General features: G+C 40.2%; 8 protein-coding genes. 7 read left to right on the top strand and 1 reads right to left on the bottom strand.

Going from position 1 to position 13,241, the window contains the following annotated elements; genetic code table 11:
• A partial coding sequence (locus R6U02_RS08575; protein ID WP_410263198.1) for an MBL fold metallo-hydrolase occupies positions 1 to 464 on the top strand: 464 nt, incomplete at its 5' end.
• Between the two features lie 286 nt (positions 465 to 750).
• Here the strand turns inward: R6U02_RS08575 and R6U02_RS08570 are convergent.
• Positions 751 to 1,833, bottom strand: a complete 1,083-nt coding sequence (locus R6U02_RS08570) for a glycoside hydrolase family 16 protein (protein WP_410263197.1) — start codon at positions 1,831 to 1,833, stop codon at positions 751 to 753.
• 248 nt (positions 1,834 to 2,081) lie between these two features.
• Between R6U02_RS08570 and R6U02_RS08565 the strand changes: the two genes are divergently transcribed.
• From R6U02_RS08565 to R6U02_RS08540, 6 genes are all read left to right on the top strand, one after another.
• A complete protein-coding gene (locus R6U02_RS08565; protein WP_410263196.1) occupies positions 2,082 to 5,306 on the top strand; it encodes a hypothetical protein in 3,225 nt (1,074 codons plus the stop codon).
• Between the two features lie 15 nt (positions 5,307 to 5,321).
• Positions 5,322 to 5,684: a response regulator gene (locus tag R6U02_RS08560; RefSeq protein WP_410263195.1), complete on the top strand. Its 363-nt coding sequence runs from the start codon at positions 5,322 to 5,324 to the stop codon at positions 5,682 to 5,684.
• Entirely contained in the window at positions 5,677 to 8,901 is a 3,225-nt protein-coding gene (locus tag R6U02_RS08555; RefSeq protein WP_410263194.1) for an ATP-binding protein, read from the top strand. Before R6U02_RS08560 ends, R6U02_RS08555 begins: the two co-directional genes overlap by 8 nt.
• A gap of 89 nt (positions 8,902 to 8,990) precedes the next feature.
• Positions 8,991 to 10,643 carry a response regulator gene (locus R6U02_RS08550; RefSeq protein WP_410263193.1) on the top strand — a complete coding sequence of 551 codons (1,653 nt, stop codon included), beginning with the start codon at positions 8,991 to 8,993 and terminating at the stop codon, positions 10,641 to 10,643.
• 17 nt (positions 10,644 to 10,660) lie between these two features.
• Positions 10,661 to 11,710: a HEAT repeat domain-containing protein gene (locus R6U02_RS08545; protein WP_410263192.1), complete on the top strand. Its 1,050-nt coding sequence runs from the start codon at positions 10,661 to 10,663 to the stop codon at positions 11,708 to 11,710.
• Between the two features lie 77 nt (positions 11,711 to 11,787).
• Positions 11,788 to 13,233 carry a glycosyltransferase family 2 protein gene (locus tag R6U02_RS08540; protein ID WP_410263191.1) on the top strand — a complete coding sequence of 482 codons (1,446 nt, stop codon included), beginning with the start codon at positions 11,788 to 11,790 and terminating at the stop codon, positions 13,231 to 13,233.
• Positions 13,234 to 13,241 lie beyond the last annotated feature (8 nt).

Here is a 13,241-nt window from a genome sequence, read left to right as displayed (position 1 = left end):
ACTATGTGCCACATTACCCAACCGTTGACAGAGCTATTTTAGAGGACGGGGAAAAACTGGAACTGGGAGACATCACCTTAACGTTTTATAAAGCACCCGGTCATACCAATGACGGACTGTTTACGGTCATCGAACCCTGCGGCATTCTTCTTTCCGGTGACTATCTCTCCGATGTCGAATTCCCTTTTATTGAGAGCGGTTATCATGATTACATCGGTACAATCGATAAAGCATCCTTGATCATGCAACATCACGACATTAACATCCACGTGCCGGGACACGGTAACGTTACAAACCAGAAGCAGGAAATTAGTGACCGGATCGATTTTTCAAAACGGTATTTAGATCGTTTGCTAACTGACGGCACTGAATTGGAAAAAGAGTGCCAGAACAGATTCCGTTTCTTTGAAGGGATGAAAAACAGTCATCTCGAAAACGTTGAGCGTGCAAAAGGAGAAGTATAGCAAGATTGGTTTTGTGGAAATGATTCGATAAAATTACCTTAATTTGATACCAGGTCCATTATCTAAAAGCTAGTTACAGTTGACTTATGAAATTACATCATTGAAGTGATTTTATCAACCGATCCGGAAAAAAGGTCAGAGATTAATAAGAAAAGCATCCTCAATCGATCACTGACAATAAGTGATCGATTGAGGATACTTTTTCTTCAAATTTTATGTTTTCAATAAACGGCTTCAGCTAATGGCTACTTTCTTTCAACCTTCATTCAATGATGCTCGGGCAGCTCTAGTACCCGATCCACTCAATTTCAAGAGTCTGATCTTCTTCAGGTGTGTTACCTTCCAGCCATTTCGGGAACCAGGTGTTGACCATCAGGTGCATCGGTTCAGTTGAATAACCATCTTTCCATGTCTGCATTCGCTGGTCATCGATGTAAAAAGAGATCTGCTCAGGGTAATAATCGATCCGGTATCGGTGGAAGGCTACAGTAGGATCGAAGGCCAACTCAGCTCTGTTTTCATGCTGGGTAGACCCCTGGGAGTAGGATGTGAATAACACTTCCGATTCCGGCTGGTTAAAGATTTCTATGTCTATTTCATGATGAAAGTCAGGTGCTTTGTAAAGAAAAAAACCGGTAAGAGACGAAGGCGCATCAGGAAGTTTCATGCTGATTTCATACGAACCGTAAGGCATGCGGTCGACCGTTTGGATTTCTCCGCCCTCTAAAGTTTCTGCGGGCATAGTGATGGTTAAACGATCGTCCATAACCGCAACGTGTTCATTTCGAAGCTGTGTGCGTCCCAAAAGACCGTCTCTGCTGAACCACTGCGTATCATCGATCGTCTGAAAGTGTTCAACGGTGTTATAAATTCGGAAGGCCTCAGCTATTTCCACATTGGCCTGTCGCGAGGAGGCATCGGTTATCGGATCGCTGTCCCATAGAGCAAATTTGGCGGTATAAGGTCCCGTTGTGAGGGCCTCATTCTTTAAGTCGGCTAAAGAGGGTGAGAGGGATAATGACTGTGATTGTGAAGCGTCAATGGTGATTTCAGTGAGTGGAAAATCGATCGCTTCACCCAGCGGATCTAAAAGGCTGAACCCCAGCCAGAGAGTCTTGTCAGCTGAAGTATGATTGGCTAGATCCAGTGTAAGATCGAGAGACATATCCTTCGTATAAACATCCGACTGAAATGTAACATTTGAGATCGTGTAGGGATCAGAATCGTAATTATCTTTTCTTTTCAACAAAATGTTTTCAGGAAAAAACACGGGTTGAAGTATCACTATTATAACGCTGAGTAGACTGGTACTCAGCACTATAGCAGTAATTTTTTTCGTTTTTCTATTGCCTTTAAATATCTGGTTCATTTGTCAACACGCCTTTACATTAAGTTTGCAAAATTGTTGGAATTTACTCCGCAGCTTTGTGATACAATATACAATAACAAGCCTATTTATACAGTGTTTCAGTAACTGTATATAGCATCAGGGGACTATTTAGTTAGTTTAACACATTAACGCAGTGCTGTATGAATGGATCCGCCACACGTTTGATCAAGACTGGGAGAAGCGAGAACTGTTTATTCAAAAATGCGAAGGATAGAGGATGAAGCGACTTGAAGAAGGAAATTAGTTATATTGGCATATTGGCTGTGATTGGATTGTTCTCTTTACCTTATGTGTTGTGGCAGGTCGATTCCGGTCAGGAACTTGAGGTGCTGATTATGGACAAAACGGTTCCGGATCAGACCTACCGTGAACATCAAGGCATCGCCTGGGGGTTGAATCACTATAAATACGTGAAAGAGGATAGCAGTGAATATGATCTGACCCGGGATTATGTCGGGTTTCATCCGCAAGCTGAGAATAACTATGAGATCACTTCCATCGCTAATGAGAATGAGAGCACGTATGACCTGATTTATGTGGCCGATACATATGGCGTATACGAGGATGAATTTTATGGTGGAAATCAGGATGGAAAGCGCTCGGAATTGATCTACGGTGGGCTCACGCTCGAAGACGTGAAAGCGATCGAAAACGAGGTTTATATCGATCAAACCCCGCTTGTTGCAGAATTCAACAGTTTTGCGAGCCCGACAGATCAGGTGGCGAGGGAGCGGTTCACATCACTCTTGGGACTGGAATGGGAAGGGTGGATCGGCCGCCACTTCGATGAACTGGATCCGGCACTAAACGATGAACTTCCGACCTGGATGATTGAAAACTATAAGCAGCAGACAGAAGAAGAGTGGACCTTTAGTGATTCGGGCCTCATCTTTGTAAGGGATGACGATTTCATTGTGATCCTGGAAGAAGGCGAGGATTTTGAAGGAGACGGCATCCTGTTTGATTTTACCGAGACAGGCGAAGCCTTTTTTGATGCCTCTCTCTCATCCCGTTATGCGTACTGGTTTGACATCGTCGAGCCTACAGAGGCCGAAGTCTTAGCGGACTACACGTTGGGACTTACCGAAAAGGGGCAGGTCCGCATGCGTGAATACGGCATCGGTGATACGATCCCGGCAGTCACACGAACGTTTGAGTCCGGTACGCCGCTTTATTATTTTGCCGGTGATTACGCTGATTTGGAGACGACGCCATCATTTTATCAGTATAAAGGGCTGGATTGGGTGAACCGAACGATCAGTCGTTTGCAGCGAAAGGGAGCGCAGTCGTTTTATAGTCGGGCCTATCTGCCAATGATGAAAATGATCTTACAAGATACATATAACACCAAACAAGCAGTGAATAAAGATGAACGATCCGACATTGATATGTATACGGATGAAGGTGTGGCCTACCATAGTCGCATGAGTGACACGCATTTTGAGATTTATCGGGATGGAAACTGGGAAGCGTTCGAGATACAAGGTGTCAACATGGGGATGGCCAAACCCGGCTCATGGCCTGGAGAGTCAGCGATAACGTTTGAGGAATACGGGCGATGGATCGAACAGATAGCTGAGATGGGCGCCAATGTGATCCGAGTCTACACGGTACACCCTCCAGAATTTTATCAGGCATTATGGCTCCATAACCAGCAGTCACAGACGCCGATTTACGTCATGCACGGGGTCTGGATAGATGAAGCGGGCCTGGAAAACACATTAGATGCCTATTTACCCGCCAATATCGATGCATTTGAACGTGAAATTGAAGACGTTATCGATGTCGTGCATGGAAATGTGACGATAGAACCGAAGATCGGTCATGCTTCCGGAAAATATGCATATGATATTTCCCAATATGTACTGGGGTACATACTGGGCATCGAATGGTATCCGCTCATGGTAGAGGAGACCAATGCTTTACATGAAAACAGCGACGAATTCGAGGGAGACTATTTCAGTACAGCAGGGGCGAATGCTTTTGAAAAATGGCTGGCAGCACGCATGGAGTTTATCACGGCTTACGAAACGAGCAACTATGAAATGATGCACCCGATCAGTTTTACCAACTGGCCGACTACAGATCTGCTTGATCACCCGGCCGAACCATCTGCCGAAGAAGATCTGGTCAGTGTTGATCCTAATAATATCTATGAAAGCAAACACTTGAAGACCGGTTATTTTGCCAGTTATCACGTCTACCCGTATTATCCGGACTTTCTGAACTACGAAGAAAAGTATCTGGATTTCACCGATCATCGCGGCCAAAAAAACAGTTACGCCGGTTATTTAAATGAGCTGATCGATGCACACCGCATGCCGTTGATCGTTGCGGAATTTGGCGTTCCTTCATCCAGAGGCATGACCCACGTGAATCCTTTCGGCTGGAATCAGGGTTTTCTGTCAGAAAAAGAGCAGGGAGATATCGTCGTTCGTCTGTTTGAAGATATTCATGAGCAGGGTGCAGCTGGCGGGATCATGTTCACCTGGCAGGATGAATGGTTCAAAAGGACGTGGAACACGATGGAACTTGATGATCCTGATCGGAGACCGTACTGGTCAAACGTGCAGACCAATGAACAGCGTTTTGGTTTGTTGAGCTATGAAACCCATAAGAAACCACTGGATGGGGACAGAGACAAGTGGCAAGAAGATGAGCGGTTAACGCAGAAAGAAGAAGGTCTGTTGCGCAGTGTTTCTGTTGATCATGACGAAGCTTTCCTATACTTGATGATCGATTATGATCCAAAAGAGTGGAACAGTGAAACGGATTTGAATTTGCTGTTAAATACCATCGATGGCCAGGGTAATCGATCGGTACCCTTTGTCGAAAAACAGATATTTGAGCAGGGGATCGATTTTGTCATTGAAATTTCAGGAGAAGATGAAAGCAGAGTCTGGGTCGACAGCTATTATGATCCTTTCTACTACCAGTATGGGTATGAACTTTCTTTTTTGGAGGACGATCACGTCATTAAAAATAACGAAGGTCAATTCAATCCAGTTAATTTGGCATTATCCAAACCGATGGTCATTCCTTCGACGGGTTTAGAAGTACCATTCGATTACTACGAAACAGGAGCATTAAAAGAAGGGGTCGGGAGTCCGGAAAGCGAAGCCTATGAGTCATTGGCGGATTACACGATCAATGAAGAAAGTGGCATGGTGGAGATGAGGATCCCCTGGCTGCTGCTGAACGTCAAGGATCCGAGCCAGAAAGAAATACTTGGTGATTTGTGGTCAGAGGGCTTAACGGCTTCAACTGATTTTGAGACGATCGACATAAGCGTCATGGCAACAAAGAAGAAGCAGTTGATCGACCAGTTACCTAACGACGGTCTTACCAATAAAGAAATGCTGCCTTATAGCTGGGAAAATTGGGAACAGCCTGATTACGAGGAAAGACTGAAACAATCGTATGATATTATAAAAGACTATTTAAAGAATTAAGCGGGAGTTGAATTAATGAAGAACATCTTGGTAGTGGACGATGAAATGGTTTTAAGAATGCTGATCGTCGATAGTTTGGAAGATTTAAATTATACGATCGATGAAGCCGAGAGCGGTCTAGAGGCATTAGAAAAAATCAATGAAAAAAAGTATGATGTGATCATCTTGGATTATATGATGCCGGAACTGACTGGGATAGAAGTTTTAGAAAGAATTGATAAAGTTATGATAAACGACGCGGTCATCATAATGTTGACCGCTAAAACGCAGGAAAAAGATCAGCAGCAGGCAAAAGATGCGGGTGTGGATATTTTTATAAAAAAACCTTTTAGTCCAATGGCACTTTATCACTTAGTGGAGGAACTGACGAATGACTGACCATAAGGATCGTCCGGTTAAAATTAAACGAAAATTTTATAAAGTGGCTGCTTTGTTGTTATCGGTCATTGTTCTTATTACATCCGTGGGTATTTTCACACTGATGCGGGCACAGTCTTCTATGACTGAACAGTACGAAGAGAGCACATTGAAATATAATGCGATCAATGATTTAGAGGAAAATATGACGCAGGTATTATTTAGAGCCAGGGGATATTATGCTTTTCAAGATCAGCAGGAATTAGATCGGCTTTATATGAATTTGGATGAATTTAAAGACAGTATCGATTATTTTCAATCTCTGCCTCTCTCTGATGAGGAGGAAGAATTGAATCAGATACTTTCAGATTTTTATGTGAACTATAGTGAAAATCTGCTTCCCTTGGCTATCAGCTTTGTGGAGGCGGATGATTACGCCTCGCTTAGAGAGTTATCAGGTGGTGGCACAAATGAAGACATCAACCGTTTTCTTGAATATACGCAGGTATTCAATGAAGACTCCCAAATTGAAAGAGATACTATATATAGTGAAGCGATGAGCCTCATTAATCAATTTACGACCGGGTTCATCGTTTTAGGATTAACTAGTTTTAGTTTATTTGTTCTCGTGATCAGCAGATTGTTAAGAGAAATCATACTCCCATTAGAAATGTTGATATCAGCGACTCGAAATTTGAAAAAAGGGAAAAAAATCAAATTGAATTCAGACTATCAGTTGGAAGAGCTGCGTGTCTTAGCGCAGTCATTTAGTAGTATGGCCATCGAAGTTCAAGATAAAGAAGATGAACTGACAGCTCAGAATGAAGAGTTATTATCTCAGCAGGATGAACTGGAGTTTAACCAAAATCAGTTGCAGGAATATGTGACAGAAATTGAACACATCAACAAAGCACTCAATGAGTCTGCGTTATTATGCATTACGAATGATGAAGGAATCATTATAAATGTGAACGAAATGTTCTGCAAAACATCAAAATACAAAGAACATGAATTGATTGGAAATACAACACGTGTTTTAAAGAGCGGATATCAAAGCAGTGAATTTTATGAAAAAATGTGGAATACGATCGCTAAAGGAAAGATATGGACAGATAAAATCAAGAACGAAGCCAAAGACGGATCCTATTATTGGATCAATACAACGATCGTTCCGTTTCTGAATGATAACGGCAAAGCTTACCGTTATATCCTGATCGGGATCGATATCACCGAAAACAAACGAAATGAAGACGTATTAAAAGAACTCTTAAGCGAAACGCAGAAAGCAAAAGAAAAAACTGAAAGGTACAGCAATTTAAATAAAGAATTGACAGCGACTGTAAACAGAGATGAATTTTTAAATCGGGTATTCAATTACTTTATGACGGCTTTTAATTTTGACAAAGGAATCCTGGCTAGTCCCAACCAAAAGCAATTTGCGATTAAAGGGCTGACTGAAAACCATGCCCGGCTGTTTCTATCCGATGTCTACTTGAAAGACATTGTGGCACGTTTAAAAATGGAGAGTTATTACGTTGTGAAAAGAGAGGCGACTGAGACCGAAATAGGGGTAGCCGAAGGTAGTGTTTACTGCTACGACTTGTACGCATCCGTTAACGATGACTTGGGCGAGGTTTCGCTGGTTTTTGCAATAACGCGAATCGGGAACGTATTCACTGAAGAAGAAATTTCGGAAATCAATATACTTATGGGACAATTAAGTATTGCCTTGAGTAGAATAGACATCTATGAAGATGTTCAGCGAGAACGAAGTTTGAATGAAAGTATTGTTCAGAATGTCACGGAAGGATTGCAACTTGTATCCCTCAGTGGAGATTTATTACAGGCGAATGATAAATTACTGGACTTGGTAAATATGGAAAGCTATAAAAATGATAAAATTGTACCTAAAGATGTTTGGATAAGTGATTTTTCAGATAATTGCCATGAACAAAATGAAATCAGAGAATTCTATGAAAAAGCGATTGATCCGGATTTTTCAGAATTGAGTTCGATTCGATGCCAGTTAGCTGATGATGATCCAAGGTACATTCAAATATACACATCACCGGTATTTATTAGTGAAGTGAAAACGGGAACGATATTTATGTATCGGGATATTACGAAAGAATATGAAGTAGATGCAATGAAATCTGAGCTTGTGAGTACAGTCAGTCATGAATTAAGAACGCCGCTTTCAAGTGTGCTCGGTTTTACTGAAATGTTATTGATGAGAGACTTAAAACCAGAAAAACAGAAGAAATACCTTGAAACGATTTTCAAAGAGGCAAAACGCTTAACCAATCTCATAAATGATTTTCTGGATGTACAGCGGATTGAATCGGGAAAACAAGAGTATGAAATGAAAGAAGTCATTTTAAATGAGATAATCATGGAAGTCATCGATACGTTTAAGCTTGAAAAAAATCATTCGATTTACTTGGAAGACTCTGCATCGTTGACTAGTGTGTTGGCGGATAAAGATCGTCTGATTCAGCTGCTTACAAACTTAATCAGTAACGCAGTGAAATTTTCACCAGCAGGCGGAAAAATAGCGGTTAAAATATATAATGAGAATGACAAGATTATAGTAAGCGTTAGAGATAGTGGCATAGGTATACCCGAAATGGAATTATCTAATATGTTCACTAAATTTAAACGTATTGATAATAGTGCTAGTAAAAAGATTGGTGGTACAGGATTGGGGCTAGCGATAAGTAAAGGGATCGTTGAAGCTCATCAGGGAGATATCTGGATCGATTCCAAAGAAAATGAAGGAACAACAGTGAGTTTTTCTATGCCTGTTCTTAATAGAGATTCTGCTAATGAACAGTTCGAAAAAAATGAGGAATTGATTTTTGAATCAAGAGGAAATGTATTGTTAGTCGAAGATGACATTAGTTTGGCATCGATGTTATCCGAGACGTTAAAATCAAACAGTTTCAATGTAATTCATTATTTAAGCAGCCAGAATGTATTGGAAATAGCTAACGAAAGGTCCCTGGTCGCGATTGTTGTGGATCTTGTGCTGGAAGATGGCATGACAGGCTGGGATCTGATTGAAGAATTGCAAAGCAATGAAAAGACTGAAAATATACCAGTCATTGTTTCTTCTGCTATTGATAAGACAGCGGATGACGTTGAAGACTACAAGATTTATAAATATTTAGTTAAGCCTTACTCTCCAAACGTACTTTCTGAAATTATATTACAATTGGTTGCAGAACAAGCAGAGTGAAAATGAGAATGAAATTAATTTATAATGTTCAGAGGCGCCGTTGTGTATAACAACCAAGACAGTCTGTAAATTAAAGCAGGAGGAATATTTTGAATAAAGAGAAGCTTCAAAACATAATAAAAAGAAGTCAGCGGCAATTTCTGGTTGAAAAAAATGAACAGATCAAACATATCGCCAGAAATTTGATTGCTTTTTTAAATAAAGAAAATGAAGAAGATTACAATGCCCTATATCAATTCTATCATAGCGTGAAAGGGACATCAGGCACCTTGGAGTTACATGATATTTCGTTGGTAGCCGCCGATATTGAAGAACTGATGGTAAGCAAGAAAGAACACTTGGCAAGTGACCCTGAGTATTATTCTGAATTGGTCAAAGGAACAGGAAACTTACTGGATTTAATCGAGCAACGTTTAAGTGCTGTCTTAATAGAAAATATGCCCATGGATCCTTCAAACGATGCAGTAGGTGAAGAGATTCTGCTATCAGGGAAAATACTGATTGTAGATGATGATGTCTCCATGCTGGATTTCTTGGAAGAGTTACTGAAAAACCAGGGATTTGAAGTCTTCGTAACAAATAATGGAAATGATGCCATTGAGTATCTGAAGAGTGAAAAGATCGATCTTGCCATCATAGATGTTGTTATGCCGAAAAAATCAGGATTTGATGTGTATGAAGAAATAAGGGAGCTGAACATCGATACGCCGATAATATTTTTGACCGGGCTGAGTAAAAAAGAAATAAGATATGAGGCGCTTAGAAAGGGTGCCGAAATTATTTATCAGAAACCGGTTGATCCGGATGAACTTATAGCTCGAATAAATGGAACAATCAAAAAAATAAAAATAAATGAAGATCAAAATCAAAGAGATGAACTGACAAATGCGTTCACACGAAAACACTTTATCAAAAGATTCGAGAAAGAAAAAGAGCACTTCATCAAGCATGACGAAGCTTTCTCGGTAGCCTTTCTTGATTTGGATTATTTTAAAAATATCAATGATACGCATGGCCACCTTTTCGGAGATCAAGTTTTAATCAGTTTTGTAGAGGTAATAACAGCTAACCTTGAAAAAGATAGGGAAGTCTTTCGCTTTGGTGGCGATGAATTTCTGATCTTGTTTCCGCAAACGACAGGCGAAGAAGCTAAATTAGTTATGGAGCACATCAAATTGGATATGCTTTCAAAAGTGTTCCCTGCACCAGATGATAAAGGGGACATCCCAGTTACCTTCAGTTCGGGGATAGCTGAACTAAATAGCAAGGAGCAAAGCAAAACATCCTTGCTGGAAAAAGCGGACAAAGCTTTGTATATAGCTAAAGAAAAAGGGAAAAATCAGATCATCCTGCAAAACGAAAGATTACGTGTTTCTAAAAATAAAATCCTAGTTGTAGATGATGAATTGCTACTGACGAATATTATCAAAACCAGACTCGGCTATCTTGGCTATGATGTCGAATATGCGAAAGATGGACAAGAGGCACTGGACAAATTGGGTCAGCATACCTATGATCTTGTTTTGTTGGATATCATGCTTCCAAAGGTGACAGGAATAGAAGTACTTAAAAAGATGAAGGCTGTCAGTTTGAGTGTGAACCCAAAAATCATCATGATTTCAGGCAAGCACAGCGAAGCAACAGTGATGGAGAGTTTGAAGTTAGGCGCTGATGATTTCTTCGAAAAACCTTTCTCGCTGGATGTTCTGGAACATAAGATCAAGAAAATACTAACGACTTAGTAGAGGTAGGACATAAAATGTTGAGACAGTATGTATGGAGATTATTGATTGTATTGCTTGCCGTCAATGTAATGATATTTATTTTTTTGCTGATCAAAAAGGTAGCGATGAAAGTGGTAAGGAACAAAAAAGCAGGAATAAGGAAAACATTTGAAGAAGACTTTCTGCGTTTTATTACCAAACAAGACAGTGAGTTAGCGATCGAGCCTAAATCTTACCTGGAAAAAAAGGTATTACAATCACTTGTTCTAGATTACAATTCCTTGATTTCAGGAACAAATCAGACGCTATTGTTGAAAAATATCGGAAAGAATTCGGTAATTGATAAAGTGGAAGGTTATCTGAACAGCAGTAATATTTGGAAAAAGAAGACTGGAACATACTTAGCCGGCGAATATGAATTAAGTGAAATGTTACCGCTCTTACTAAAACAGCTGCAGACATCAGATAATGAGTTGTTTTTCGTTACGGCTAGAAGCTTGATCAAGTTAGGTAATTCATTATATTTAAGGGAAATATTAGAAAAAGCAACTGCACAGACACGAATGAGTAAAAATAATATATTATCACTCATTGAACTGGTAGAAGGCGATATCAAAGAGATGCTCGTGGATATTATGGAATCGGGTGATATATTTTTGCAGGTGATCGCTTTAGAAGAAAGCGGAAAAAGACAGTATCGGGAAAGCGTTAAATGGATCGAGGAGATGATTGGTCATCCGCAGAAAGAGCTGAGGATTGCTGCATTAAAAGCGGCTTACAGGCTTGGGAACATAGGTGATGATGAATATTTATCATACATTATGTCCCTGGAAAATGATCAGGAATGGGAAGTCAGGTCTTTCTTGGCTAAGTATCTCAGAAAAGTAAACAGCGATGAATCGATCAAGATCTTAACGGACTTTATGAGTGATAAGAACTGGTATGTTCGCCACAACGCTGCCGAGTCCCTAATTGCTCTCAAAAAGAGAGGCCATCAGGCTTTACTTGAATTACTGGATTCTGATGACCTTTTTGCAAGAGATGCCGCGAATGCCGTTTTACAGAAAGAAGCTTTATTCGAATGAGAACCGGTTAGATCCTATTACGAACCGGGTTACATAATCAGTTGCAACAGTAAAATACCAATGTTTAGGAGACCATAATGGATTTATTTGCAGATTTTTTAATAGAGCTTATTAAGCATTTCAATAATTTTATATTGTATTACGTGATTTTTATAAATACTGTATATACACTGTTGTTTTTCGTATCGATTCGAGCCTTATATATCGATCGTCAAAAAAAGAAGTACTGGTCCTATGATGAGATGGTAGCATCGAGTTATACGCCACCATTATCAATTATTGTTCCCTGCTTCAATGAAGGAAAGACCATTGTCAATAATGTCAAAGCATTATTAAGCCTGGAATATAGCGAATTTCAATTGGTCATAGTTAATGACGGGTCGAAAGACACGACCTTGGAACAGCTGATTCAGGAATTAAAACTGACAAAGATAGATATGCCTTACAGGAAAAAAATTAATACCAAAGAAATCAAGGCCATTTATCGCTCTTCCATATTTGAAAACATTGTAGTAGTGGATAAAGAGAACGGTGGAAAAGCGGATGCTCTAAATGCAGGGATAAACATTTCAGAATATCCGATCATTACAGCCATTGATGCAGATTCAATTATTGAAAGAGATTCTTTAGCCAAGGTGATCAGACCATTCGTTGAGGATCCTACGGTCATTGTATCCGGCGGGGTAGTGAGACCGGTAAATGATTGTGTTGTCGACAAAGGATTTATCGAATCAGTAAATTTAAGTAAAAACAATCTGGTGCGCTTTCAAACGGTCGAATACTTAAGAGCCTTCTTATTCGGTAGACTAGGCTGGGGGAGTCTGAACGCATTGTTGATCGTTTCAGGCGCATTTGGGGTTTTTCGGAAAAGTGTTGTAATTGAAGCTGGCGGGTATACAGAGGATACGATCGGAGAAGACATGGAATTGGTCGTCAAAATACACCGGAAAATGATTGAAAGTAAGACACCTTATAAAATTGTCTTTGTTCCGGACCCTGTGTGCTGGACACAAGTACCTGAAGATAAGAAAACATTGAAAAGTCAGCGTAAACGTTGGCAAAAAGGGTTGATGGACAGCCTGTTCAATCACAAGAAAATGTTGTTTAATCCCAAATATGGGGTTGTTGGATTACTGGCAATGCCTTATTATTTCTTTGTGGAAATGTTAGGGGCGGTGATCGAGGTGTTAGGTTACCTTTCGTTTATCGTGTCATTCTGGTTGGGCATAATCAGCCTGGAGTTCTTTCTGCTTTTCCTTGCAGTATCTGTCTTATATGGTGTCTTTTTATCCAGCAGCGCAATCTTGCTGGATGAATATAATTTTTCGAAATACGAGGACGTTTCTGAATACTTATTATTGATGATTTTCAGTGTGTTGGAGAATTTCGGATATCGCCAATTAAACGCATGGTGGAGATTCACTGCATTCTTTGAATATAAACGGCACAATAAAAGCTGGGGTGACATGTCTCGGACAGAATTCAGTCCGGATAACAGCAGGTCAACTGAACTGGATAATTAAAGACAGTC

Source organism: Alkalibacterium sp. (genome assembly GCF_046484155.1).
Taxonomy (GTDB): Bacteria; Bacillota; Bacilli; order Lactobacillales; family Carnobacteriaceae_A; genus Alkalibacterium.
Note: the sequence above shows the minus strand (reverse complement) of the source record. Positions and strands in the feature narration are given on the sequence as shown.